Annotated in this window: 24 protein-coding genes and 1 pseudogene; 11 read left to right on the forward strand and 14 right to left on the reverse strand. The window is 66.2% G+C overall.

Going from position 1 to position 23,130, the window contains the following annotated elements:
- Positions 1–36 precede the first annotated feature (36 nt).
- The 6 genes from CYR75_RS13550 to CYR75_RS13575 form a co-directional block, all read right to left on the reverse strand.
- Positions 37–1,347 (reverse strand): TRAP transporter large permease, encoded by a 1,311-nt coding sequence (locus CYR75_RS13550; protein WP_101500526.1) that lies wholly within the window; start codon positions 1,345–1,347, stop codon positions 37–39.
- A complete protein-coding gene (locus CYR75_RS13555; RefSeq protein WP_101500527.1) occupies positions 1,344–1,940 on the reverse strand; it encodes a TRAP transporter small permease in 597 nt (198 codons plus the stop codon). The genes CYR75_RS13550 and CYR75_RS13555 overlap by 4 nt, the downstream gene beginning before the upstream one ends.
- Positions 1,937–2,947: a TRAP transporter substrate-binding protein gene (locus CYR75_RS13560; protein WP_101500528.1), complete on the reverse strand. Its 1,011-nt coding sequence runs from the start codon at positions 2,945–2,947 to the stop codon at positions 1,937–1,939. The genes CYR75_RS13555 and CYR75_RS13560 overlap by 4 nt, the downstream gene beginning before the upstream one ends.
- Before the next feature lie 164 nt (positions 2,948–3,111).
- Positions 3,112–3,693: a VOC family protein gene (locus tag CYR75_RS13565; protein ID WP_101500529.1), complete on the reverse strand. Its 582-nt coding sequence runs from the start codon at positions 3,691–3,693 to the stop codon at positions 3,112–3,114.
- Positions 3,694–3,961: 268 nt separating this feature from the next.
- On the reverse strand, positions 3,962–4,783 hold the full coding sequence (gene maiA / locus CYR75_RS13570) for a maleylacetoacetate isomerase (protein ID WP_101500530.1): 822 nt from the start codon (positions 4,781–4,783) through the stop codon (positions 3,962–3,964).
- A gap of 223 nt (positions 4,784–5,006) precedes the next feature.
- Entirely contained in the window at positions 5,007–5,507 is a 501-nt protein-coding gene (locus tag CYR75_RS13575; RefSeq protein ID WP_225972739.1) for a MarR family winged helix-turn-helix transcriptional regulator, read from the reverse strand.
- 322 nt (positions 5,508–5,829) lie between these two features.
- On the opposite strand from CYR75_RS13575, the gene CYR75_RS13580 reads away from it, so the two are divergent.
- The gene (locus tag CYR75_RS13580) at positions 5,830–6,735 is read left to right on the forward strand and encodes an MBL fold metallo-hydrolase (RefSeq protein ID WP_101500532.1); all 906 of its coding nucleotides are present in this window, start codon (positions 5,830–5,832) and stop codon (positions 6,733–6,735) included.
- A 191-nt stretch (positions 6,736–6,926) separates the two neighbouring features.
- Here CYR75_RS13580 and CYR75_RS13585 read toward each other — a convergent pair whose 3' ends face one another.
- A complete protein-coding gene (locus CYR75_RS13585) occupies positions 6,927–8,342 on the reverse strand; it encodes a dihydrolipoyl dehydrogenase (protein ID WP_101500533.1) in 1,416 nt (471 codons plus the stop codon).
- Positions 8,343–8,590: 248 nt separating this feature from the next.
- Between CYR75_RS13585 and CYR75_RS13590 the strand changes: the two genes are divergently transcribed.
- Positions 8,591–10,396: an amidohydrolase gene (locus CYR75_RS13590; RefSeq protein WP_101500534.1), complete on the forward strand. Its 1,806-nt coding sequence runs from the start codon at positions 8,591–8,593 to the stop codon at positions 10,394–10,396.
- A gap of 629 nt (positions 10,397–11,025) precedes the next feature.
- On the opposite strand, the gene CYR75_RS13595 is transcribed toward CYR75_RS13590, so the two are convergent.
- The gene (locus CYR75_RS13595) at positions 11,026–12,525 is read right to left on the reverse strand and encodes a PAS-domain containing protein (RefSeq protein ID WP_101500535.1); all 1,500 of its coding nucleotides are present in this window, start codon (positions 12,523–12,525) and stop codon (positions 11,026–11,028) included.
- 57 nt (positions 12,526–12,582) lie between these two features.
- Positions 12,583–13,947, reverse strand: coding sequence for an ActS/PrrB/RegB family redox-sensitive histidine kinase (locus tag CYR75_RS13600; RefSeq protein WP_101500536.1), 1,365 nt, complete (start codon positions 13,945–13,947; stop codon positions 12,583–12,585).
- An 83-nt stretch (positions 13,948–14,030) separates the two neighbouring features.
- Here CYR75_RS13600 and CYR75_RS13605 point away from each other — a divergent pair, with 83 nt between their 5' ends.
- From CYR75_RS13605 to CYR75_RS13615, 3 genes are all read left to right on the forward strand, one after another.
- Positions 14,031–14,657 carry an SCO family protein gene (locus tag CYR75_RS13605; RefSeq protein ID WP_101500537.1) on the forward strand — a complete coding sequence of 209 codons (627 nt, stop codon included), beginning with the start codon at positions 14,031–14,033 and terminating at the stop codon, positions 14,655–14,657.
- Positions 14,658–14,728: 71 nt separating this feature from the next.
- Positions 14,729–15,283, forward strand: a complete 555-nt coding sequence (locus tag CYR75_RS13610) for an ActR/PrrA/RegA family redox response regulator transcription factor (RefSeq protein ID WP_101500538.1) — start codon at positions 14,729–14,731, stop codon at positions 15,281–15,283.
- A gap of 76 nt (positions 15,284–15,359) precedes the next feature.
- Complete coding sequence (locus CYR75_RS13615; RefSeq protein WP_101500539.1) at positions 15,360–15,668, forward strand: H-NS histone family protein; 309 nt, start codon at positions 15,360–15,362, stop codon at positions 15,666–15,668.
- A gap of 24 nt (positions 15,669–15,692) precedes the next feature.
- Here the strand turns inward: CYR75_RS13615 and CYR75_RS13620 are convergent, their stop codons facing one another.
- The 3 genes from CYR75_RS13620 to CYR75_RS13630 all read right to left on the reverse strand — a co-directional run bounded on the left by CYR75_RS13620 (position 15,693) and on the right by CYR75_RS13630 (position 17,481).
- Positions 15,693–16,292: an HD domain-containing protein gene (locus tag CYR75_RS13620; RefSeq protein ID WP_101500540.1), complete on the reverse strand. Its 600-nt coding sequence runs from the start codon at positions 16,290–16,292 to the stop codon at positions 15,693–15,695.
- 7 nt (positions 16,293–16,299) lie between these two features.
- A complete protein-coding gene (gene secB / locus CYR75_RS13625; protein WP_101500541.1) occupies positions 16,300–16,836 on the reverse strand; it encodes a protein-export chaperone SecB in 537 nt (178 codons plus the stop codon).
- A gap of 84 nt (positions 16,837–16,920) precedes the next feature.
- Positions 16,921–17,481: an FxsA family protein gene (locus tag CYR75_RS13630; protein ID WP_101500542.1), complete on the reverse strand. Its 561-nt coding sequence runs from the start codon at positions 17,479–17,481 to the stop codon at positions 16,921–16,923.
- 122 nt (positions 17,482–17,603) lie between these two features.
- Here CYR75_RS13630 and CYR75_RS13635 point away from each other — a divergent pair, with 122 nt between their 5' ends.
- Together CYR75_RS13635 and CYR75_RS13640 are read left to right on the forward strand one after the other, a co-directional pair.
- On the forward strand, positions 17,604–18,269 hold the full coding sequence (locus CYR75_RS13635; RefSeq protein WP_101500543.1) for a Tim44/TimA family putative adaptor protein: 666 nt from the start codon (positions 17,604–17,606) through the stop codon (positions 18,267–18,269).
- On the forward strand, positions 18,269–18,868 hold the full coding sequence (locus CYR75_RS13640) for a Smr/MutS family protein (protein WP_101500544.1): 600 nt from the start codon (positions 18,269–18,271) through the stop codon (positions 18,866–18,868). Before CYR75_RS13635 ends, CYR75_RS13640 begins: the two co-directional genes overlap by 1 nt.
- A gap of 1 nt (position 18,869) precedes the next feature.
- Here the strand turns inward: CYR75_RS13640 and CYR75_RS13645 are convergent, their stop codons facing one another.
- Both CYR75_RS13645 and CYR75_RS13650 read right to left on the reverse strand, forming a co-directional pair.
- Positions 18,870–19,322, reverse strand: a complete 453-nt coding sequence (locus tag CYR75_RS13645) for a GAF domain-containing protein (RefSeq protein WP_101500545.1) — start codon at positions 19,320–19,322, stop codon at positions 18,870–18,872.
- A gap of 32 nt (positions 19,323–19,354) precedes the next feature.
- A complete protein-coding gene (locus CYR75_RS13650; protein WP_101500546.1) occupies positions 19,355–19,834 on the reverse strand; it encodes an Lrp/AsnC family transcriptional regulator in 480 nt (159 codons plus the stop codon).
- A 119-nt stretch (positions 19,835–19,953) separates the two neighbouring features.
- Here CYR75_RS13650 and CYR75_RS13655 point away from each other — a divergent pair, with 119 nt between their 5' ends.
- The 4 genes and pseudogenes from CYR75_RS13655 to CYR75_RS16475 all read left to right on the forward strand — a co-directional run bounded on the left by CYR75_RS13655 (position 19,954) and on the right by CYR75_RS16475 (position 23,065).
- Entirely contained in the window at positions 19,954–20,259 is a 306-nt protein-coding gene (locus CYR75_RS13655) for a DUF2849 domain-containing protein (protein WP_101500547.1), read from the forward strand.
- The gene (locus CYR75_RS13660; RefSeq protein WP_101500548.1) at positions 20,259–21,920 is read left to right on the forward strand and encodes a nitrite/sulfite reductase; all 1,662 of its coding nucleotides are present in this window, start codon (positions 20,259–20,261) and stop codon (positions 21,918–21,920) included. The genes CYR75_RS13655 and CYR75_RS13660 overlap by 1 nt, the downstream gene beginning before the upstream one ends.
- Positions 21,920–22,663 (forward strand): annotated as a pseudogene (locus CYR75_RS16470) (phosphoadenylyl-sulfate reductase); the annotation flags it as partial. The gene CYR75_RS13660 and the pseudogene CYR75_RS16470, both read left to right, overlap by 1 nt.
- Positions 22,640–23,065: a DUF934 domain-containing protein gene (locus tag CYR75_RS16475; RefSeq protein WP_225972936.1), complete on the forward strand. Its 426-nt coding sequence runs from the start codon at positions 22,640–22,642 to the stop codon at positions 23,063–23,065. The pseudogene CYR75_RS16470 and the gene CYR75_RS16475, both read left to right, overlap by 24 nt.
- The last annotated feature ends 65 nt before the right edge of the window (positions 23,066–23,130 follow it).

Here is a 23,130-nt window from a genome sequence, read left to right on the forward strand (position 1 = left end):
CGGCCGCTTGCGCCGCCGGGTCGGTCTGCCACGGGTTCAGCCGGTCAGCACCAGCGACAGCCACGGCACCGCGATGATGATCGCAAGCCGCGCGATGTCGGCGAACCAGAACGGGTAGACCCCGCGAAAGATGGTCTTCAGCGGCACATCGGGCAGCACCGAGCGCAGCACGAAGACGTTCATCCCGATGGGCGGGGTGATCAGACTGATCTCGGTCACGACGACGACGATGACGGCGAACCAGATCAGGATCGCATCCGGGTCCTGCAGCGCGGCCACCCCGAAATCGAGGCTGATGACCAGCGGATAGAAGACCGGCACCGTCAGCAGGATCATCGACAGGCTTTCCAGCACACAGCCCAGCAGCAGATAGATCAGCACGATCACCAGCAGCACCGACCACGGCCCCAGCCCCATCTGTTCGATCAGGTCCGACAGCGCGCTTGGCAGGCCGGCGAAGGTGATGAAGTTGCCAAAGATCTCGGCCCCGATGATGATGGCGAAGATCATCGCGGACGCGGTGGCACTGTCCACGAAGGCCGTCCACAGCGACGAGCGGTCCAGCCCGCCAGTGGTCAGCGCGATCAGCAGCGCCGCCGCCGCGCCCATGCCCGCGGCCTCGATGGGCGTGAACAGCCCGCCATAGATGCCGATCATGATGAAGGCGAACAGCGCCAGCACCGAAACCACGCCGATCACGTCGCGGCGCGACATCGGCGTCACGTCCGACACCGGCGGCGCCAGATCCGGGCGCCGGCGCACGGCGACGACGACGGCGATCAGATAGCCGATGATGCCGATCAGGCCGGGCAGGATGCCGGCGAGGAACAGCTTGCCGATATCGGCCTCGGTCAGCAGACCGAAGATGATCATCACGACCGAGGGCGGGATCAGGATGCCCAGCGTGCCGCCCGCGGCGATCGAGCCGGTGGCGAGGCTGTCGGAATAGCCAAAGCGGCGCATCGACGGCATGGCGACCTTGGACATGGTCGCGGCCGTGGCCAGCGACGAGCCGCAGACGGCGGAAAAGCCCCCGCAGCTGAGCACCGTGGCCATCGCCAGCCCGCCGCGCATCCGGCCGAACAAGCGGTCGGCGGCGGCGAACAGCCCATGCGCGATGCCCGATCCGGCCAGCACATTGCCCATGAAGATGAACAGCGGCACCACCGACAGGGAATAGTTCAGCCCGGTCTCGAACACCGCGTTGCCGACCATCGCGCCCGAGGGGGCGATGCCGCGCAGAAGGGCAAAGCCCAGACCGCCGACAAGGGCCATCGCAAAGGCAATCGGGACGCGCAGAAAGACAAGCGCCAGCAGAACCGCAAAGGCGATCAGGGAAACGGTCATTCGGGACTCCGCACGGCCATGATGATCGCCGACAGCCCGCAGCTGGCGGCGGCAAGGAAGGCAAGCGGTGCCAGCGGCAGACCCAGATCCGCCGTCCGCGCCCCGTCGCCGATCTGGTTCAGCCCCAGCAGCACCATGCGCCAGGCGAAATAGGCCAGCACCACCGCCGACACCCAGCCCGCCAGCCGACCCAGCAGACGCTGGATGCGGCGGCGGAACAGGTGCAGCGCCAGATCGACCTCGACATGGCCGCCATCGGCGGTGGTCAGCGGCAGGGCGATAAAGACCAGCGCCGCCAGCGCCAGCTGCGTCAGCTCGTAGGCCGGACCGAAGGGCGCGTTCAGTAGATAGCGCCCGACCACATCGACGCAGGTGACGCCGATCATCACCGCGATCAGCACCGCCGCGATCAGCGACAGCACCCGGTAATCGGTGCGGCGCTGGTGGGGCACCCGACCCGGGATGTGGTCGGGCACGTCCTCGGGCTGGTTCAGCGCGGCGGGACCGGTGCCGCCCCGGGACCAGCTGGTGCCTTCCTCGTCGACATCGCCGGGAAGGAACCGGCCGGGCTTGCGGTCGGGCGGCCGGGTCATTGCTGCGCGACGCCCGTCATCTGGCGGAACTCGGCCAGCGCGGCGGCCCCGTCATACTCGCTGCCGATCTCGGCGGCCCATTCCTGTTCCAGCCGGGTCGCCGCCTCGCGCATCTTTTCCACCACGCTCTCGGGCGCCGGATAGATCTCGATGCCTGCGGCCTTCATCTCTTCGATGGCGGCGGTGTCGGCGGCGTTCCACGCCTCGCCCACCCGCGCGGCCAGCGCCTCGCCGATCAGCGGCTCGATGGCGGCCTTGTCCTCGTCGCTCAGCTCGTTCCACTTGCCTTCGTTCATGACCATGAACCACGTGGTGTTGTAGATGCCGCCGGGGACCGTCATCGTGTATTTGATATAATCTGTCAGGTTGAAGGCGGTCACGGCCTCATAGGTGAAGGTCACGCCGTCGATCACCCCGCGCGAGAGCTTTTCGTAGACCTCGGGCGAGGACATGAACAGCGGCGTGGCGCCCATCGCGCTCATCAACTCGCTGACATAGCCACCGGGGACGCGGATCTTCAGACCGGCCATGTCCTCGGGCTTTTCGATCTTCAGCTTGTTGTTGTGAAAGACCCCCGGCCCGTGCATCCACAGCGACAGCAGCTTGGTGCCGGCATGTTCCTTGGCCGCATCCAGCTTGCCGGTGTAGATCGTCCAGAAGGCTTTCGAGTCGGCCACGGCGTCATCGCCCAGCAGGCTGAACTGACCCAGACGCGCCTTGGTGAAGCGGTCGTCCTCGGTAAAGGAATGCAGGCCATAGGTGATGTCGGCGATGCCGTCCTTGGCCATCTCGAAATGCGCCGGCGGGGTGCCCAGCGGCTTGCCGAGGATGCGGATCGTGACGCGGCCCTCGGTGGCCTTTTCGACATCCTCGGCCCAAGGCTCCAGCGCATTGACGACGATGGGATGTTTCGGCGGCAGCCAGGACGACAGGACCAGTTCCTGCGCCATCACGGGTGCTGCGGTCATCATCAACAGCCCGGCAAGGGCAAGCTTTGCAATTCTCATTTCAGATCTCCTCCTTGGTTGGTCGTCAGCCCCGTTCGGGGTCGGATGTCAGGCGCATGCGCCCGCTCTTGCGTCCTTGCCGCAGGGTTCCGCCGGCAGGTCCAACGGTGCGGCGGGCCCGCGCGCCACGCAAGCGCGCGCTGCCATCGCGGTGGGGTCCGCCGTCAGGAATGGATGCCCGAGGGTTTCACATCCTTGGCGCGTTCCTTGGCGTGCAGCCAGTCGGCATGCTTGGGCGCACGCTTGGTCTTCGACCACTCCTCCAGCATGTCCCATTTGACCGCGTCCAGCTTGGCCAGCATCGCCTCTTCCTCGGGGTCGGGGCAGGCGAGTTCGACGCGGTGCCCGTTCGGATCGAAGAAATAGATCGAGTGGAAGATCGCGTGATCGGTCACGCCCAGAACCTCGACGCCGTTGGCTTCCAGATGATCCTTGAAGGCGACCAGCGTCTCGCGGTCCTTCACCTTGAAGGCGATGTGCTGGACCCATTTCGGGGTGTTGGGGTCGCGGCCCATTTCCGGCTTGGTCGGCAGTTCGAAGAACGCCAGCACGTTCCCGTTCCCGGCATCCAGGAACAGGTGCATGTAAGGGTCGGGTTCATGGGTCGAGGGCACCTCGTCCTCGGCGATGGCCAGGACGAAATCCATGTTCAGGTTCTTGGTGTACCACTCGACCGTCTCCTTGGCGTCACGGCAGCGATAGGCGACGTGGTGGATGCGGTCGATCTTGAGCGTTGGGGCGTTCATCGTAGTCCTCCAGTTCTGCATGATCAGGGTTCAGAGTGGCCGCGGCAACAAGCGGCGCTGCGGTGGGCAGGCAACGGCGCGCGGGCGGCGGGCGGGTGCGAGGCGGGTGCGGACGGGGGCGTGGCTTTGGTGGTCGGCGCGGGCATGGGGTGCTGTCCCACCCTGGCGCGGTCCGCCTGACAGGTCATGACGACGCGGGCAGAAACCCGGAAATCGCTGATGCCATCCCGCTGTCGGGTCACGTCACCGGAATATGCGACTTGCTTGCTCATGGTCCCTCCGTCCCGAGCGCGGGCCGTTGGCCCTTGCGATTCTTGTTACCTTGAAACCGTTTCAAATGCAACTGATTTGATGGGGGGCTGATCCGGCGCAAATCGCAAGATGTCAGACGGCGGTCAGCCTGCCGGGGCGGGGCGGTATCCGCCACCGGCGCCACGCGTTCCGGTGCGGCATCGCGGAAGGCGGCAAGCGCGGCACAGCTCTGCTGCACCTGGCGGATCCGGGGCAGATCCTTCAGCGAGACACCCCACCGCGTAGCGTTGTAAAGCTGTGGCACCAGCACGCAGTCGGCGAGGGTCGGGCTGTCGCCATGACAGAACCGGCCGGTGAAGCCGGGATGATCCAGCATCCGCTCGACCGCTGCCAAGCCTTGGGCAATGTTGTCGTGGTTCCAGCGGGCCTTGGCCTCGGCGCCAGCCAGTTCCTCGACGCGGGTCAGCACCGACAGGTTCGAGATCGGATGAATGTCGCAGGCCACCGCCAAGGCCAGCGCCCGGACCTGCGCCCGCGCGGCGGGTTCGGCGGGCAGCAGGGGCGGCGATGGCCGCGTTTCGTCCAGATAGTCGATGATCGCCAGCGACTGGGTCAGCGTCAGCCCGTCGATTTCCAGCACCGGAACCCGGCCCAGCGGATTCAGCGTGACATGGCGCGGGTCGCGCTGTGCGCCCGCGACCAAATCGACCGCGACCCTGCGATAGCCGATCCCTTTCAGTGCCAGCGCGATCCGCAACCGGTAGGCGGCCGACGAGCGCCAGTAGTCATGCAGAACGATCTCGCCGGCGGCGGCGGTGGTCGAGGGCGGTTCAGTCATGGCGGTTACTCCTGCGACGGAAGGATGCGGCGGGTGGATGGGCGGAAGATGACGCGACACCGCTAGGGGAGCGCTTCGGCGGCCAGGCCGATCCCGTGGCCGCAGCTAGCCGTCGTCGAATCCACCCGCGCCCGTTTCATATGAAACGAGAATAAGGTTGCGAGCGCAACGATGTCAATGAAAACTCGGCAGACCGCTGATTGCGGATCGGGGCCGTCGCTGCCTATGGCTTGTGGAGACGCGCAGACCCATCGGCGTCGATGTCTGCCCCGCCCGCGTCGTCCCCTGTCCCGTCGCGCAAAGGCCGATCCGTTGCCGCCCGATGCAGCGCCTCGATGCCGCGAAACAGCGCGGCCCGCTCCTCCTCGGGGATGGCGCCGAGGATCTCCTCGGCGCGACGCTCGACCTCCTTGAAGGCCATGCGGAAGCGCTTGTGGCCCTCTGGCGTGGCGGCAAAGCGGCGCAGACGGCGGTCGGTGCTGTGCACCTCGCGCGTGATCAGCCCCTTTTCCTCTAGCTTGCTGGCCGCGCGGCTGACCTGCACCTTGTCCAGCGAGGTCCGCTGCGCCACCTCGAGCGAGTCGAGCGACTCCACATCGTCCAGCAGGAACAGCAGCCGCCATTCTTCGCGCGAGAGCCCATATGTCCGCCCGTAGACCTCCACGAGTTGACGCGAGAAGGCTTCGGCAGCGACAGCGAGGCGATAGGGGAAAAAGGTGTTCATGCGCAACGCGATGACCTCGTCTTATTATTTCATATGAAATAATCCATGTCGGGCCAAATCGCAAGAGAATGGCTGTCATGGACCCGCTTTTACGGGAATTGCGCTAAGCAACGGAATCCCAGCGGCGGGGGCGTTGGAAAGGGGGGCGTTTCGCGTCTGCGACGACGCGCCCTCTTGCACCAGACCGAGGGCCGTGATCCGCTCATATCCCGGCGGATCGGCCTGCATCTTGTGTCTGATCCGTCGGATCGGGCGATCTGTCGCAAGATCTGGCGGTCCGCCTGACCCTAGCCGCCCGACCACCGCAGGAAAGGAGCCAGCCATGTCCGACTATCAGCACTTCACCCGTTACAGCCCCTCAACCGGCGCCGGGTTCCCGGATGTCTGGGGGGTCTATGAGGCGGATACCGGCTCGATCCAGTATGTGATGGCCTGTCCCGAAACGAAAAAGGCGGCGGTCATCGACGTGGTGCTGAATTTCGACCCCCGGTCGGCGCGCAGCTCGACCGAAAGCGCGCAGAAGGTGCTGGATCTGGTCCGCGAACAGGGGCTCGATCTGGTCCAGATCCTCGACACGCATCCCCATGCCGACCACATGATTGCGGCGGCGTGGCTGAAGGAGCAGACCGGGCTGCCCAACGCCATCGGCGCCCGCACCATGAAAATCGCCGAGCTGTGGCGCGAGATCTACAACCTGCCGGACCTCGACCCGAAGCCGTTTTACGATCGTTTTTTCGAGGATGGCGAAAGCTTCAACATCGGCAATGTTCAGGTGAGCGTCGAACTGGCGACCGGCCACACGCTCGGCTCGATCAGCTATTTCGCCGGCGATGCCGGCTTCGTGCATGACACGCTGATGTATCCCGACAGCGGCTCGTCGCGGGCCGATTTCCCGGGCGGCAACGCCGAGGAGCTGTGGGACAGCATCCAGTCGATCCTGTCGCGCCCCGACGACACGCGCCTGTTTGTCGGCCATGACTACGGCAAGGGCGACCGCGAGGAACCGGCCTGGGAAGCGACCGTCGCAGAGCATAAGCGGGACAACATCCACGTCAAATCCGGCACGGAGAAGGCGGAGTTCATCAAGACGCGCGAGGAACGCGACGCGACGCTGGCGCTGCCGGACCGGATGCTGCACGCGTTGCAGGTCAACCTGCGCGGCGGCCATCTGCCCGAGCCGGAGGATGACGGGCGCAGCTACTTCAAGATCCCGGCCAACCGTTTCTGAGAGGGTTGAGCGAGGCACGGTGATCGCGGTCGGAGCGGGGGACCAGGGCTTGAGTGGGCCGATCAGATTCCCGCTGGCTTTGAACCCCCAGCCACGCGCCTTGTGTCAAACAAGCCCGCAGCGCGTCGTTCAAACGCGCTGCCGCGTCACTTCCTCACTAGATCAACATCCACCGCCGACCGACGCTTTACCTACTCCAGCGCCTCGGCATTTAACGGCGCACAGCCGGCGAGATCCGAGATGCCGCAGGGCGGAAGCTGCCGCGCGATCTTGCGCAGGGCCGTCCGCAGCCCCTCTTCGAGGGTGGGGTGATAGAAGGGCATCCCCAGCAGATCATAGACCGTCAACCGCTGCTTGACCGCCAGTGCCAGCAGATGCGCCGTGTGCTCGGCCGCCGGGACCGCCATCTCTGCCCCCAGCAGGCGGCCTTGGTCCCGCGTGGCATAGATCCGCAGCAGACCGTAATTCTCTTGCATGATCCGCGCGCGCCCCTGAGCGCTGAAATTGAACTCGCCGACAAGACAGTCGTCCAGATCAAGATCCCCCGCCCGCTGGCCGACCGAGGCCACCTGAGGCGTGCAGAATGTCACCGTCAGCGGCGTCCGCCGATCCATCGGCACCGGCTCGTCGCTGGTGGCGTTGAGGCCGGCGATATGCCCCTCATCCGCGCCCTCGTGCAGGATCGGGCGGATGCCGTTGGCGTCGCCGGCGAACAGAACCGGCGTGTCACAGATCCGCATGGTGTTGGGATCGACCTCGGGCATCCCCTTGTCGTCCAGCGCCACGCCAAGGCTGTTCAGCCCCAGATCCTGCACGTTGGGCCGCCGCCCCACGGCCACCAGAACCTTGTCGACCACGACGCTTTCATCGCCCCAGGTGATCTTCACGCCCTCATCCGCCTCGGCCAGATCGACCTCGACGCCGAGGTGAATGGCGAATTCCTGCGACAGCGACTGGCGCAGCGTGTCGGCCACCTTGTCGTCCGAGATCCCAGCCATGCGGTCCGAGCCGTCAAAGGCGTGAACCTCGATCCCCAGTCGCGACAGCGCCTGCGCCATCTCGACGCCGATCGCCCCCAGCCCGATCACGCCCATCCGCGCAGGCAGGTCACGCGCCTCGAACAGGCTGTCGGTGGTCAGGATGTGATCGCTGAATTTCTGCCACGGTTTCGGCACGATGGGGCTGGACCCCGGCGCCAGAATGATCTGGCGCGCCTCGATCTCATGGCCGTCCACCACCACCCGGTTCGGCCCGTCAAGCTGCGCCTGACCCTCGATATTGCGGTCGCCCAGGTCCTTGATCGATTTCAGCACGCCCTGAACGAAGTAGTCGCGCAGCTCGCGGACCCGCGTCATGACGGCGGGAATGTCGGCCCTCAGCTGGTCGGCCCCCGCGATCCCGAAGGTGTCCAGCATGGTCCGCGCGTGAAACGCATTGGCGGAGGCGATCAGCGCCTTCGAGGGCATGCAGCCCACTCGCGCGCAGGTGGTGCCATAGGGCGGCTTGTTGATCAGCACGACATCGTCCGACCTGCGCTGGACTTCGCGCAGCGCCGCCAGTCCCGCCGTGCCCGCACCGATGATCGCGACGTCCACCTTGTCCAGCATGATCAGTCTTCCTTTGTCCAATTGAGGTTGTCGGGCTGCGCATCTCCGGCCGATCACGGTTGAGCGTCAGAGCGAAACGAGATCAACAAAGCCAACGCTCCGGCGGATCGTTCCGTTCCGCCGGGGAAATTTCTATCGCAGGTTGAAAAACTGGCCGAAGAAGGGTAAAGCAGGTGACGTTAGGAAAGGCTTAAACCCCTTCGCCTAACCTCGCCGCGAACCGGATTCCCCAACCAGAAGGCACCCCCATGAAAAAATCGCCACTTGGCTACCTCCTGACTGCGAGCGTGATGCTCGCCGCGGGCGCGGCATGGTCGCAAGAGATTGCAGATACCATCTATTCGGGCGGGCCGATCCTGACGATCAACGACGCCCAACCCTCGGCCGAGGCGGTGGCGGTCAAGGATGGGCGCATCCTCGCCGTCGGCGACCTCGCCGCGGTCAGCGCGCATCAAGGGTCCGAAACGGCAAGCTTCGATCTGAAGGGGCGGGCGATGCTGCCGGGTTTCGTCGACAGTCACGGCCATGTCGTGATGGGCGGGCTGCAGGCGCTGTCGGCGAACATGCTCTCGCCGCCCGATGGCGAGGTGCGCGATATCGCCAGCCTGCAGGACGTGCTGCGGGCGTGGATGGCGGACAATGCCGAGATCGTGGACAAGGTCAATCTGGTGATCGGCTTCGGCTATGACGACGCCCAGCTGGCCGAGCTGCGCCACCCCACGCGCGAGGATCTTGATGCCGTGTCGCGCGATGTGCCCATCGTGATCGTGCACCAGTCGGGCCATATCGGCGTCGCCAACTCGAAGGCGCTCGAGGTGGCGGGGATCGACGCGAGCAGCCCGAACCCCGACGGCGGCGCGATCCGGCGCGGCGCGGATGGCGAGCCGAACGGGGTGCTCGAGGAATATGCCTTCTTCACCGCCATCGTGCCCATGCTGAGCAAGCTGGGCGAAGAGGGCATCGAGGCCTTTGCCCGTGCCGGGGCGGAGCTTTGGGCCAGCTACGGCTATACCACGGCGCAGGACGGCCGGTCCGCGCGCCCGATCGTCGAGGCGCTGAAGGCCATTGACGCAAAGGGCGACCTGCCGATCGACGTCGTGGCCTTCCCGGACGTGCTCGAGGATCGCGACTATATCAGCGAGGCGGTGTCGCAGGATTATGACGGCCATGTCCGCGTCGGCGGCTGCAAGCTGACCATCGACGGCGCGCCGCAGGGCTTCACCGCGCTGCGCGACCGGCCCTATTACGACCCGGTCGGCGACTATCCGGCGGGCTATGCCGGCTATTCCGCCGTCAGCATGGAACAGGTGCAGGACGCGGTGAACTGGTGCTACGCAAACAAGGTCCAGATCCTCACCCACTCCAATGGCGAGGGCGCGTCGGACATGCTGATCGCCGCACTGGGCGAGGCGCAGAAGACATACGGCGATCCCGGCAACCGCCCGGTCCTGATCCACGGTCAGTTCCTGCGCGAGGATCAGGTCGACAGCTATCAGAAACTCGGGGTCTTCATGTCGCTGTTTCCGATGCACACCTTCTTCTGGGGCGACTGGCACCGTGATCACACTGTCGGCCCGGTCAATGCCGACAACATCTCGCCCACCGGCTGGGTCCATCAGCGCGGCATGAAGTTTGCCACCCACCACGACGCGCCGGTCGCCCGCCCCGACAGCATGCGGATCCTTTCGGCCACCGTGACCCGCCGGACCCGGTCGGGCGATATCCTGGGCCCGCACCAGCGCGTCGACGTGATGACGGCGCTGAAGGCGATGACGATCTGGCCGGCCTGGCAGCATTTCGAAGAGGACGAGAAGGGCTCGATCGAGGTCGGCAAGACTGCCGATTTCGTGCTGCTGTCCAAGGACCCCACGGCGGTCGATCCGGAAACCCTGTCGGGGCTGAAGGTGATGGCGACGATCAAGGATGACGCCGTGATCTATCAGGCGCCGGATGCGGTCCAGCAAAGCGCGCTGCGCCTGTCGCCGATCGCGGCCGATCCCGAGGCGTCAGAGCAGCTGTTGCATGCGATGGCGGATGCGATGGCGACGAACTGAGCAGCGGGTCTGTTGCAGAAATTGTTGGGCGGCAGCATGCGGTATTGCGTGCTGCCGCTTTATTTGAAGACTGTGTGGGTGGAGTGAAGTGCTGGCCACGACGCCGCGCGAGTAGACAGCTTAATTTCCTCCCACATTTCGCTTTGCTAAAACTCAGTGTCAGCCACGCCACGAGTGGCAGCACTGTGTCGGCGCCTTGAGGCGGTGCGAGCGCCACCGCGATGCGCCCACTGTCGACGACTCGACCTGACACCGGCCTGCGCTAGGAGAGGTGTCTGCCCGCCAAGGCGCGATCACCGCCCTAATCCGGGTCTTTCAACACAAGTGCGAGCTGCGCCGATTAGGATGAATGGATTGGCGAGTTAAATGACTGGATTGGCTTGGCAAGGTAAGGGCGCTGTCTAGCTAACGGCGCTGCTTAAATCATGGCGGGATATTGATATTTCCGCCAGAAATGGGCATCTGTCGTGCGGCTGGACTTCCCTCAGTCGGATAGCCAGCCTGACCAACACCCTGCCTCTGCTGAACTCTTCGCCACATGCGCGGCTTCACTCGCGGCAACCCCCGCTACACCGCCGCAACAGCAGCCTCTTGCCGCTCCGGATCAGCGACCGCCGGAACCCCCTTCTCTACCGCCGCGTCCGACGGCGCGAATCGCAGCAGACGCTTGCTGCCGGGGAGGGGGTGACGTGCCATGACAGCATCCCGGCCTTTGGCGGCCCGAGAAGCAGGCCGGTCAGGCGGGTCGTGGCGTCGTCCATCTGCAGCGCGGCGGTGAGTTCGGCGAGGCCGGGGGCCTCGTTCCAGTCGCCGCGCCAGGTTTGCAGCGCGTCGGCGAGGCGCGGGGGGGCAGGCCCCCAGAGATCGGCATAGACGCGGTTCGACATCACCACCTGACCGATGGCGTTGAAGACAATCAGCGCCTGGTCGAGACCGTCGAGAACCTGCATCCCCAGCGCCAGATCGGCGCGGAACTTGCGGGTGAGGGTGATTTCCGAGGTGATGTCCTCGAACAGGAACGCTATCGCCCCGTCGGGATGCGGGCGGCCGGTGACGCGATAGGTGCGTCCGCCGGGCAGCGACCATGTCTCGACGTGATGGCCGGCGGCGGCGGCGGATTCCAGCGTGCTGATCTGGCGGCGCCAGCTGCGGTAGTCGCGCGGCTCGGGCACCATGCGCAGCTCTCGCAGTTGGTCGAGGACGCTGTAGAGCGAAGGTCGTGCCGCGACAAAGCCGACCGGAAGCCCGGTCAGGTCGATCAGGGCGGGGTTGAAAAGCTGCAAATGACGCTCTCGGTCGAAGATGGCGAGGCCGATGGGCAGATCGGCGAAGGTCTTGGTCAGCGTCTGCAGGAATTCACGCAGGTTCTGTTCGGCCTTGACCTCGGCATCGGCGGGCAGGGCATAGCTGGTCGTCTCAGCCCCGTGCTGATGCGTGTAGCAGTCGAACCAATGAACCCCATCCGGGCTGTCCATCCGCGCGCGGCGGTCATTGCCGTCATGGGCCGCCGCCGGTTCGGGGGCAAGGATCTCGGGCAGGGGCCAGAGCGGGGCGACCCCGCTGCGCTCTGCCGCGTCGAGATAGCTGGAATTGGCCCAGACGATGCGGTCCTGCTCATCCCGCCGCGTAATCAGCATCGGCGCGGCGTCGAGCACCTGCCGCAGCAGCGCGAGTTCCTGTTCGAGCGATTGCTGCGACAGCGAATCGACCACGATGCCGGCAGTTTCCGAGCCGGGCTGGATCAGGGTCAGCCGCAGCGCGCCGTCATGCGTGTGCTCGACCACCAGCCTCAGCCGGGCCGAGCCGGTGCCATCGGTGCCGAAGACCTCTCGCCGGGCCGGGCCGTCGGCGGTCTCATCCAGCGCGGCCAGATCGTCGAAGCGCTGCGCGAGCCACAGCCGCAGTCCTGCCAGGTCAGGCCGGGCGCAGCCGGCGAGGATGGTGTGGGCGGGGGCGGTCGCGTCGATCAACTGGCCGTCGCGGAACAGAAAGATGCAGGGCGCCACCAGATCCGACCCCAGCAGCGCGGGCCGCGCGGGCCTTTCGAGCCAGCGCATCGCCAGCAGGGCCAGCAGGACGGCGAGCGTCGCGCTGCCGGTCAAGATCGCCGCGGTGAGGGCTGGCTGCATGGGCGGTCCTGTACGATTCCTGGCTGCGCGTTGCCGCCGACCCTCGCACGCTCACCGTTAAGGATGGGTTAACGCGGCTTCGCTTTCCGGCCCGATCCGGGGATTTTCACGCAAGGCAGCGCGATCGTCGGCGCGCACCCGGTCCAGCGGCCAGGTGATCGAGACCCGCGCCCCGCCGGGCTGGTTGTCGAAATCCAGCCGCGCGCCGGTCGCCTCGAGCAGGGTGCGCGCGATGAAGAGGCCCAGCCCCATCCCCTCGTAGCCGGGCCGGCGGTCGCTGCGGCGGCTGACCGGGAACGGCTCGGCCAGCCGTCCCAGCATGGTCGGGGGAAAGCCCGGCCCGTCATCGGTGACATGCAGCGTCAGCGTGTCGCGATCCCACGCCGCCTCGATCTCGACCGTGGCATGGGCGAAATCGACGGCGTTCTGGATGATGTTGCGCAGCCCGTGGATCAGCCCCGGATCGCGGCGCAGGATCGGCGGCGGCAGGTCCGAGGTCAGGCGGGTGCGAATGACGATGCCGCGTTCGCTATGCGGCTCGGCGGCCTCGTCCAGAACCGTCGGCAGGGGGGCGGCGTGCAGATGCAGGTCGTCCTTGCCGGCGCGGCCCATCGAGCGCATGATCTCGCGGCAGCGATCGACCGAGCGCGCCAGCGTGGTCGCGTCCTCGGTCAGGTCCAGCCGGTCGGGCAGGGCCTCTTGCAGCTCGTCCTTCAGCTCGCCCGCGATCAGCTTGATGGTGGCCAGGGGGGTGCCCATCTCATGCGCGGCGGCGGCGATGATGCCGCCCAGATGCTGCAGCTTCTGCTCGCGCGCGAGGGCCATCTGCGTGGCAAAGAGCGCGTCGGACACGGTGGCAAGCTCACTGGCCACGCGGCGGGCATAGGTGGCGAAAAAGACCACCCCGATCAGGATCGCGACCCAGTGACCCAGTTGCAGCACGCGGGGCATGACCAGGTTCAGCGTCGGATGCTGCAATGGCTCGGCGAACCAGCCGGCGAGCGAGATCATCAGCACCGTCGCCGCGCCCACCACCACGGTCTGCCGGTCCTGCAGGGCGGTCGCGGCCATCGTCACCGGCGCCAGCACCAGCAGCGCAAACGGATTGGACAGCCCGCCGGTCAGCCCGATCAGCACCGAGATCTGCGCCAGATCGAAGACCAGCTGCCAGGTCGCGCCGAACTGCGTCACCCGCGCCGGGTTGGCGGTCATCCACAGGTTCAGCGCCGCCCCCGCCGCCACCGCGCCAAGCGCCGGGACAACGGCGAAACCCACATCGAACCAGAACGCGCCGAGGATCGAGATCAACTGCCCGGCCAGCGCCACCCAGCGCAGCATGACCAGCGTGCGGCGGCGGATCGGCTCGGCCCGCGGACGGATGCCGGCATCAAGCGTGCGGCTGATCTCGGGGCCAAGCGGCATGGCGTTCCTACTGCGACAAGACAGGGCGTTGATATCCGGTCGCGGTTGCGCGATCAATGCGCCGCGACAGGAAGGGAACGGCGATGAATGACAGGCGGATACTGATAGTCGGTTTGGCGGTGGCGGTCTTGCTGCTGCTGGGCGGGGCGTTTCTGCTGACGCGCGGCGGCGCGGACAGCGACCGGTTCGCGCAATGTCGCGCCAGCGTCGTGGCCGGGGGCGCAGGTGCCCTTGGCGGGCCGTTTGAGTTGACCAGCGAGACCGGCGCGCGGGTGACCGATGCGCAGGTCTTCACCAAGCCCTCGCTGCTGTATTTCGGCTATACCTTCTGCCCCGATGTCTGCCCGCTGGACAGCGCCCGCAATGCCGAGGCGATCGACCTGCTGGCCGAACGCGGGATCGACGCGCAGCCGGTCTTCATTACCGTCGACCCCAAGCGCGACACCCCCGAGGTCGTGGCCGAGTTCACCGACAACCTGCACGAGGACATGCTGGGTCTGACCGGAACGGTCGAGGAAATCGACGCGGTCAGCAAGCAGTGGAAGAATTACTACAAGGTGAATGACGACGGCAGCGACTATTACCTCGTCGATCACATGACCAACACCTATCTGGTGCTGCCCGAACACGGCACGGTCGAGTTCTTTCACCGCGACCTGACGCCCGAGGATCTGGCGCAACGCGTCGCCTGCTTTGTCAACGCGTCCTGAAGCCGCATCGGCATTTGATTCCCCGCCCGTGACCGCATAGAGAAGGAAAACCTTTTTTCGGCGGAGGCACGATGGCGGACGAGATCCAGATGCAACCAGGCGATGATGCGTCGCTTTTGCTGGTCGATGATGACGAGGTCTTCGTCAACCGTCTGGCCCGCGCGATGGAGCGGCGCGGCTTTCAGCCCACCGTCGCGATTTCGGTTGCCGAAGCGATGGAGGCGGTCCGCAAATCGCCCGCCGCCCATGCCGTGATCGACCTGCGGCTGGAAGACGGCAGCGGTCTGGACGTGGTCGAGGCGCTGCGCGACGCCCGTGCTGACGCCCGCATCATCGTGCTGACCGGCTATGGCGCCATCGCGACGGCAGTGGCGGCGGTCAAGATGGGGGCCACCGATTACCTTTCGAAACCCGCCGATGCGAATGACATTGCCGCCGCATTGCTGCAAACCGGCGAGGCATTGCCGCCGCCGCCCGATAATCCGATGTCGGCGGATCGGGTTAAATGGGAACATATCCAAAGGGTGTATGAACAATGCGACCGCAATGTCAGCGAAACGGCGCGGCGTTTGCATATGCATCGGCGGACATTGCAACGTATTCTTGCAAAGCGCAGCCCGAAATAACTCGATAATTGAATGAATTGACTTGGGTTTCAGAGAGGATTAACGATTATCCAATATGCAACCAAGAAGGTGCGCCATGGATATTGAAAACCTTTCTGTTAAAGAATTGACCGAATTGCGGAAGAAAATCGACCGTGCAATTGCCGGGTATGAGGATCGCAAGCGCAAGGAAGCCGTGGCTGCGGCCGAGGCTGCGGCCCGCGAACATGGCTTTTCGCTGAATGAATTGACCGGCGCAAAGCCCGGCCGTTCGACCACGGTTTCGGTGCCGAAATACGCCAATCCGCAGGACCGCTCGCAGACCTGGACCGGGCGCGGGCGTCGGCCGAATTGGGTTCAGCAGGCTTTGGCCGAAGGCAAGAATCTGGAAGATCTGGCGATCTGATCCGACAGGCCCGCTCGCGCGGGGTCACATCTGCGCGAGCAATTCCTCGAACCGGGCAAGATAGGCGCGTCTTGCCTCGGCCGGGGGGCGCAGGCGAATGACCAGACCCGCGCAATGGTCGGGGTCCGGTCTTTTGAAGATCCCGCGTGCTTCGCTTTCCGAAAATCCCGCGATCTCTGTCGCTTCGAGCCAGGCCGAGACCTGATCGGCCTGCTTGATCTGCCGCCGCACCGCCGCAGGCAGTTTCGCCGGCAGGCCAAAGCGGCGATGCACCGCCAAGGCCACCCGCGCATCCATCTCGCCATATTCCTGCCCGAGCGCGGATTTCACCGGCGAGATCATGTCCCCCAGCACATATTCCGGCGCGTCATGCAGCAGCGCCGCCAGCCGCCATTGCGGCTGCGGATCGGGCGAGATGCGGCCAAAGGCCTGTTCGACCAGCAGGGAATGTTCGGCGACGGAATAGGGCCAGTCGCCGCGCGTCTGGCCATTCCACCGCGCGACAAAGGCCAGACCGTGCGCGATATCCTCGATCTCGATATCGACGGGCGTCGGGTCCAGCAGGTCCAGCCGGCGACCCGACAGCATCCGCTGCCAGGCCCGGCCAGAGGGATTGGCGGCCATATCCGCGTTACGAAAGCTGGGTATCGGCCGGGCGTTCGGCGGCGGCGCGCCTGGCCAGTTCCTGACGATACATCGACACGAAATCGACCGGGTCCAGATTGACCGGCGGAAAACCGCCATCGCGGGTCGTGTCGCTGATGATCCGGCGGATGAACGGGAACAGGATCCGCGGACATTCGATCATCAGAAACGGGTGCAGTTGATCGTCCGGCACGCCCTCGATCTGGAAGACCCCGCCATAATCCAGCTCGCACAAGAACAGATTGCTGTCATCGGCGGTATTTTTCGACGAGACGCGGAATTTGCAGATCACCTCGTATTGATGGTCCACATTGCGTTTGCGCGCATCCAGACTGACCTGCACCGCAATTTCCGGGGTCACATCCGCGCCATTCAGCCCACGCTGGGCGACCACGTTTTCAAAGGAAAGATCGCGGACATATTGCGCCAGAATCTGCAGGCGGGGCTGCTGCGGCGCGGTGTTCTGGGCGGTGCCGCCGTCTTCGGGCTGCGGGGCCTGGCCCTGCGGGTCTTGGTCGGTCATGTCTCGTCCTTTTCAAGGTCGGTTTCGGCGTCGGCCTTGTTCTAGCAGGGGGCGGGCATGGCCTCAACGCTTTGCACGCACGCCTTAATCTGGGCGGACCCAGCCCGAGGGCGGGCGGCGCCGGCCATCGGGGCCGCGTTCGTCCGGGTCGCGGTTGTCCGGCAATTCGATGTCGTCACGGGTGGGATAGGGATCGTCCTGCACGACATAATCGGCGTCGATCATGTCATCCTGCCCCCGGCCCGGCCAGCCATGGCGGGGCTGCGCGCCGCCGTCAAAGCCGAAGCCGCGCCGTGTCACCGTCATCCGCCGCCCGATCCGGCGCATCAGCCAGTCGCGCACGGCGGGGATCATCAGCAGCAGCCCCAGCGTGTCGGTGAAGAACCCCGGCGTCAGCAGCAGCACGCCCGCAATCAGGATCATCGCGCCATGTGCCAAAGGCCGCGTCGGGTCGTTCAGCGTGCGGAAGGAATGCTGGATCTGCATCAGCGTGCGCGCCCCTTGCGAGCGGATCAGCGCCGTGCCGACAAAGGCCGACAGCAGGACCAGCCCGATGGTGGGCCACAGCCCGATGGCGTCGCCGATCTGGATGAACAGCGCGATCTCGATCAACGGGATCAGAATAAACGGAATCAGCAGCGGCATGACGCTCCTCGGTGCGGGGTGGGCAACTGGACTTGGCCCGGTTGCATCCCTACATAAGAGCCTGAGTCCGAATTACCAACGCTCCGAATGACCGACGCCCTGACCCTGCCGAAGGAAGGCCGATGCAAAACCCGATGATCCAGCTGCTCGTTCTCGCCGCGATTGCTGTCTTTCTGATCCTGCGCCTGCGCGGGGTGCTGGGGACGCGCGATGGCTTCGAGCCCACGAGGATCGAGGATGACGCCCGCCAGGTTCCGGATCTGACCGTCATCGACGATGACGGCCCGCGCCCGGCGGTCGACGACGATCTGGCCGACCACGTCGATGCCGACAACCCCGCCTTGCCTGCGTTGAAGGCGATGAAGCGGGCCGACCCGTCGTTTTCGCTGGGCGAGTTCCTGTCCGGCGCGAAACAGGCTTACGAGATGATCCTGCTGGCCTTCGAGCGTGGCGATCTGGACGAGGTGCGCCCCTTCCTGTCGCCCGAGGTCGCCGGGGCCTTCGATCAGGTAATCGAGGCACGGCGCGAGGCTGGCCATCAGGTCGAGGCGCAATATCTGGGCACGCGCGAGACCGCGCTGACCTCGGCGCAGTTCGATCCGCAGACCGCGGTGGCCGAACTGACGGTGCGTTTCGTGGGCGAGATGATCTCGGCCACCAAGGATGCCGACGGCAACGTGATCGAGGGCAACCCGCGGACCGCACGCAAGCAGCGCGACGATTGGACGTTCGAGCGGGTGATGACCTCGCCCGATCCGAACTGGCGGCTCGTCGCGACCGGGGCCTGATGTCTCGGCGACGGGGCCTGACGCAAGAGGATCACGAGTTGTGGTCCCGCGTCACGCGCACCGCAACGCCGCTGCACAAGGGCGCGCGGCACCCGCAGCCGACCCTGCCGCCGAAACCCGCCGCGCCGCCCGCGATTCGGCAACCGGTCGAGACCAGCTTTGCCCCGCCCGCCGGCCTGCGGATCGGTGCGGCGTCAGGGCAGGGGCCGCGCGGGCATGATTTCGCGCGCAGCCCGGCGGATGCGCTGGCCGAACAATCCCTGCGGATGGATCACAAGACCCACAAGCAGCTTCGCCGCGGCAAGCTGCGCCCCGAGGCGCGGCTGGATCTGCACGGGCTGACGCTGGCGCAGGCGGGGCCAGAGCTGGCGTCGTTCATCCTGTCCTGCAAATCGCGCGGGATGCGGCTGGTGCTGGTCATCACCGGCAAGGGCCGCAGCGGCGATCCCGGCCCGCTGCCCACCCGCCTCGGCGCGCTGCGCCATCAGGTGCCGCATTGGCTGCACCGCCCGCCGCTGAGTTCGGCCGTGCAGCAGGTGGTGCCCGCCCATCTGCGCCACGGCGGGGCGGGGGCCTATTACGTCTATCTGCGCCGCTAGATCACAACCCGCCGAAGACATCGTGCAGGATTGCCGCCAGCGCCTCGCCGTCGCGGGCGGTGAAGGCGTCGGGCCGATTGCTGTCGATGTCCAGCACCCCGATCAACCGCTGCCCGGCGCCGAACACCGGCAGCACAAGTTCCGACCGGGTCGAGCTGGCGCAGGCGATATGGCCGGGGAAGGCATCGACATCGGGCACAAGCTGCATCTTTCCGCTGCGCGCCGCCGCACCGCAGACCCCGCGCGAAAACGGGATCACCAGACAGCCGTGACCGCCCTGGTAGGGGCCGATCTTCAGCGTCTCGGGCTCGGTCACGCGATAAAAGCCGGTCCAGTCGAACCGGTCGCTGGCGTGGTGGATTTCGCAGGCGAGCGTCGCCATCAGCGCGACCTCGTCGGTTTCGCCATGGGTCAGCGCGGCGATGCTGGCCGCGAGGGCGTCGTAATCGGGCATGGGGTCTTCCTGATGGCTCAGACTGGCAGGATTCAGACTGGCAGGATGGTGGTCGATTTGAGCTCTTCCATCGAAAGCAGCGCGGTGACGTTGTAGATTTTCACCTCGGCGATCAAGGCCTGATAGAAGGCGTCATAGGCGCGTGCGTCCGACACCCGCAGCTTGACGATATAGTCGATCTCGCCCGCCAGGCGATGCGCCTCGAGCACCTCGGGCCGCGATTGCAGCGCAGCCAGAAAGCGCTGCTGCCAGCCGGCCTCGTGCTCGCTGGTGCGGATCAGGACGAAAAAGCAGGTGTCCAGCCCCACCGCCGCCGGGTCCAGCACCACGGTCTGCCGCCGGATCACGCCGGCATCCTTCAGCTTGCGGATGCGGTTCCAGACCGGGGTCTTGGACGAGCCGACCTTGCGGGCGATATCGTCCAGCGACTGGCTGGCATCGTCCTGCAACTCGATCAGGATTTTCCGGTCCAGAAGATCCATCCGGGCTTTCGTTTCGCTGCGTTCACGCATCTTGGGTCTTTGTCCTGTCAGGCGGTGCGTCGGGAACAATATTCCTTATTCGCCCCGGATACTAGCCCTCAACCGGAAGAATGTTCCATGATGCAGCTATAGCATATGGGAGATTCGCCATGGCACGCATATTCGAGCCTGTCGTCATCTCGGCCAACGATCTTTTCGACGGCCGCGTGATCTATCTGAGCCCGGCCGACCAATGGGTCGGCTCGCTGTGCCAGGCAGAGCTGATCACCGACGAGGCGCGCGCCAAGGACCGGCTGGCGGATGCGCTGGCGCTGTCGGACCGCGCGGTGGGGGTGTTTCTGGCCCCGGCTCGCCCCGGCCCCGATGGCCGCCCCGAACCCGGACACCTGCGCGAAACCTTCCGCGCCGCCGGCCCGTCCAATTATTTCCACGGCAAGCAGGCAGAGCACGCGTAATGTATCACCATACCGATTTCGACCGCGCCTTTGTCGTCGACCGCGCCCAGCGGTTCCGCGAGCAGATCAGCCGCCGCATCTCTGGCGCGCTGACCGAGGACGAGTTCCGCCCCCTGCGCCTGATGAACGGCGTCTATCTGCAACTGCACGCCTATATGCTGCGGATCGCCATTCCCTATGGCACGATCAGCCCCGACCAGATGCGCCGGCTGGCGGCGGTCGCGGATCGCTGGGACAAGGGCTATGGCCATTTCACCACGCGCCAGAACATCCAGTTCAACTGGCCCCGGCTGGTCGATATTCCCGACATGATGGACAGCCTGGCCGAGGTCGGCGTCCACGCCATCCAGACCAGCGGCAACACCATCCGCAACGTCACCGCCGATCACTTCGCCGGCGCGGCGGCGGACGAGATCGCCGATCCCCGCCCCTATGCCGAGCTGATCCGGCAATGGTCCACCGACCACCCCGAGTTCCAGTTCCTGCCCCGCAAGTTCAAGATCGGCGTCACCGGCAGCCCGAATGACCGCGCCGTGGTCAAATCCCACGACATCGGCCTGCGGATGGTCGAACGGAACGGCCGCCACGGGTTCGAGGTCGCGGTCGGCGGCGGCCTTGGCCGCACACCGCTGATCGCGCAGGTGCTGGCCGATTTCGTACCCGCCGCCGATCTGCTGCCCTATCTGGAGGCGATCCTGTCGGCCTATAACTCGGTCGGACGGCGCGACAACAAGTTCAAGGCGCGGCTCAAGATCGCCGTGCTCGAGCTGGGGATCGACCATATCCGCGAGCTTGTGAACGCCCGCTTTGCCGAGATCCGCGCCCAGTATGACGGCAGCGACCAACAGGTGCTGGCCGAGATCGCGGCCCAGTTCACCCCGCCCGATCTGGCTTCGGGCCGCGCCACCGCGCCCTATGACGCCGCCCGCGCCGCCGATCCGCTGTTCCGGTCGTGGAGCGATACCAACCTGACCGCCCATCGCCACCCCGACCACGCCATCGTCACCGTCTCGCTGAAAAAGCACGGGGGCACGCCGGGGGACGCGACCTCGACCCAGATGCGGCTGCTGGCCGATCTGGCCGAGCGTTACGGCCACGGCGATCTGCGCGTCAGTCATGAGCAGAACATCGTGCTGCCCCATGTCCACCGCGCCGACCTGCCCGCGCTTTACCACGCCCTGCGCGAAGGCGATCTGGCGACGGCGAATATCGGGCTGATCAGCGACATCATCGCCTGCCCCGGTCTGGATTACTGCACGCTGGCGACGGCCCGCTCGATCCCCATCGCGCAGCAGATCGCGACCCGCTTCGACGAGCTGAAGCTGGAACACGAGATCGGGCCGATGAAGATCAAGATCTCCGGCTGCATCAATGCCTGCGGGCATCACCATGTCGGCCATATCGGGATTCTCGGCCTCGACCGCGCCGGGGTCGAGAACTATCAGGTCACGCTGGGCGGCGACGGGACCGAGACGATGAGCATCGGCGAGCGCGCCGGGCCGGGCTTTTCCGGCGACGACATCGTCCCCGCGATCGAGCGCGTGGTGCTGGCCTATCTGGACCTGCGCCGCGACCCGGCCGAGACCTTCCTCGACGCGCTGCGCCGGCTGGGCACCGAACCCTTCAAGGCCGCGCTCTACCCCAAAGCCGAGGCCGCATGATGGCGCAGATCCTTTCGCTTCCCACCCGCGCCACCCAGGTCGCGGCGCTGAACGACCGCTATCGCCACCACGCCGCGATCCGGGTGCTGGGCGATGCGCTGTCCGATCCCGAATTGGGGCGGCTGGCGATGGTGTCGTCCTTCGGGGCCGATTCGGTGGTGCTGCTGCACATGCTGTCGCTGATCGCGCGCGACACGCCGGTCCTGTTCATCGACACGCAGATGCTGTTTCCCGAAACGCTGGCCTATCAGGCGCAGCTTGCCGCGCGGCTGGGGCTGACCGATCTGCGCACCATCCGCGCCACGCCCGCCGCCATCGCCGCGGCCGACCCTGACGGCGACCTGCATCAGCGCGACCCCGATAGCTGCTGCGAGATCCGCAAGACGGTGCCGCTGAACCGCGCGCTGGTGGGCTTCGACGGCTGGATCACCGGGCGCAAGCGCTTTCAGGGGGCCGCCCGCGCGACGCTGGAATTCTTTGAACCCGACGCCTCGGGCCCGCGCCTCAAGGTCAATCCGCTGGCGCATTGGGATGCCCGCGACGTGGCCGATTACATCGACAACAACGACCTGCCGCGTCACCCGCTGGTCGCGCGCGGCTTTCTGTCGATCGGATGCCGCCCTTGCACCAGCCCGGTCGCCAAGGGCGAGGACCCCCGCGCCGGGCGCTGGCGCGGCCGCGAGAAATCCGAATGCGGCATCCATTTCGCCGACGGCAAGATGCAGCGCGGCGCGGCTGCGGCCGGCTTTGTCCCGCAAGAGGGCCGCCCCGTCATCGTCCGCGACGCGGGCTTCGGCCCCGAAGACTGGACCGGCCCGATCCTCGATCTGGCGCCTGATGCCGATCTGGATCAGGCCGCGCCGAACCTGCATGACGCGCCGCTGATCCGCATCGCCTTCCCGGCGTTTTCGGACGGGCGCGGATTCACGCTGGCGCGGCGGCTGCGGATGGCGGGCTATCGCGGGCGCCTGCGGGCGCAGGGTCACGTCATCGCCGACCAGTTCCCGATGGCCCGGCGGTCCGGCTTTGACGAGGTCGAGATCGACGCCGATCTGGCCCTGCGCCAGCCCTGGCGGCTGTGGCGCGATTCGGCGGGGGTGGCGCCGTCCTACCTGTCGCGGCTGGGGCGTCGCAGCCAGCCGTGAGGCTGGCGGGGGCGGTCTCCGCCACGTCACGCTTGCCCTTTCGCGCGTCACGTCAATGATGGCGG

The sequence above is a fragment of the Paracoccus jeotgali genome (assembly GCF_002865605.1).
Classification (GTDB): Bacteria; Pseudomonadota; Alphaproteobacteria; order Rhodobacterales; family Rhodobacteraceae; genus Paracoccus; species Paracoccus jeotgali.

Bases quoted from the DNA above. Each gene is read 5' to 3' on its own strand.
- CYR75_RS13550 (WP_101500526.1), bottom strand. From the start codon at position 1,347: ATGACCGTTTCCCTGATCGCCTTTGCGGTTCTGCTGGCGCTTGTCTTT.
- CYR75_RS13555 (WP_101500527.1), bottom strand. From the start codon at position 1,940: ATGACCCGGCCGCCCGACCGCAAGCCCGGCCGGTTCCTTCCCGGCGAT.
- CYR75_RS13560 (WP_101500528.1), bottom strand. From the start codon at position 2,947: ATGAGAATTGCAAAGCTTGCCCTTGCCGGGCTGTTGATGATGACCGCA.
- CYR75_RS13565 (WP_101500529.1), bottom strand. From the start codon at position 3,693: ATGAACGCCCCAACGCTCAAGATCGACCGCATCCACCACGTCGCCTAT.
- maiA (WP_101500530.1), bottom strand. From the start codon at position 4,783: ATGACTGAACCGCCCTCGACCACCGCCGCCGCCGGCGAGATCGTTCTG.
- CYR75_RS13575 (WP_225972739.1), bottom strand. From the start codon at position 5,507: ATGAACACCTTTTTCCCCTATCGCCTCGCTGTCGCTGCCGAAGCCTTC.
- CYR75_RS13580 (WP_101500532.1), top strand. From the start codon at position 5,830: ATGTCCGACTATCAGCACTTCACCCGTTACAGCCCCTCAACCGGCGCC.
- CYR75_RS13585 (WP_101500533.1), bottom strand. From the start codon at position 8,342: ATGCTGGACAAGGTGGACGTCGCGATCATCGGTGCGGGCACGGCGGGA.
- CYR75_RS13590 (WP_101500534.1), top strand. From the start codon at position 8,591: ATGAAAAAATCGCCACTTGGCTACCTCCTGACTGCGAGCGTGATGCTC.
- CYR75_RS13595 (WP_101500535.1), bottom strand. From the start codon at position 12,525: ATGCAGCCAGCCCTCACCGCGGCGATCTTGACCGGCAGCGCGACGCTC.
- CYR75_RS13600 (WP_101500536.1), bottom strand. From the start codon at position 13,947: ATGCCGCTTGGCCCCGAGATCAGCCGCACGCTTGATGCCGGCATCCGT.
- CYR75_RS13605 (WP_101500537.1), top strand. From the start codon at position 14,031: ATGAATGACAGGCGGATACTGATAGTCGGTTTGGCGGTGGCGGTCTTG.
- CYR75_RS13610 (WP_101500538.1), top strand. From the start codon at position 14,729: ATGGCGGACGAGATCCAGATGCAACCAGGCGATGATGCGTCGCTTTTG.
- CYR75_RS13615 (WP_101500539.1), top strand. From the start codon at position 15,360: ATGGATATTGAAAACCTTTCTGTTAAAGAATTGACCGAATTGCGGAAG.
- CYR75_RS13620 (WP_101500540.1), bottom strand. From the start codon at position 16,292: ATGGCCGCCAATCCCTCTGGCCGGGCCTGGCAGCGGATGCTGTCGGGT.
- secB (WP_101500541.1), bottom strand. From the start codon at position 16,836: ATGACCGACCAAGACCCGCAGGGCCAGGCCCCGCAGCCCGAAGACGGC.
- CYR75_RS13630 (WP_101500542.1), bottom strand. From the start codon at position 17,481: ATGCCGCTGCTGATTCCGTTTATTCTGATCCCGTTGATCGAGATCGCG.
- CYR75_RS13635 (WP_101500543.1), top strand. From the start codon at position 17,604: ATGCAAAACCCGATGATCCAGCTGCTCGTTCTCGCCGCGATTGCTGTC.
- CYR75_RS13640 (WP_101500544.1), top strand. From the start codon at position 18,269: ATGTCTCGGCGACGGGGCCTGACGCAAGAGGATCACGAGTTGTGGTCC.
- CYR75_RS13645 (WP_101500545.1), bottom strand. From the start codon at position 19,322: ATGCCCGATTACGACGCCCTCGCGGCCAGCATCGCCGCGCTGACCCAT.
- CYR75_RS13650 (WP_101500546.1), bottom strand. From the start codon at position 19,834: ATGCGTGAACGCAGCGAAACGAAAGCCCGGATGGATCTTCTGGACCGG.
- CYR75_RS13655 (WP_101500547.1), top strand. From the start codon at position 19,954: ATGGCACGCATATTCGAGCCTGTCGTCATCTCGGCCAACGATCTTTTC.
- CYR75_RS13660 (WP_101500548.1), top strand. From the start codon at position 20,259: ATGTATCACCATACCGATTTCGACCGCGCCTTTGTCGTCGACCGCGCC.
- CYR75_RS16475 (WP_225972936.1), top strand. From the start codon at position 22,640: ATGCAGCGCGGCGCGGCTGCGGCCGGCTTTGTCCCGCAAGAGGGCCGC.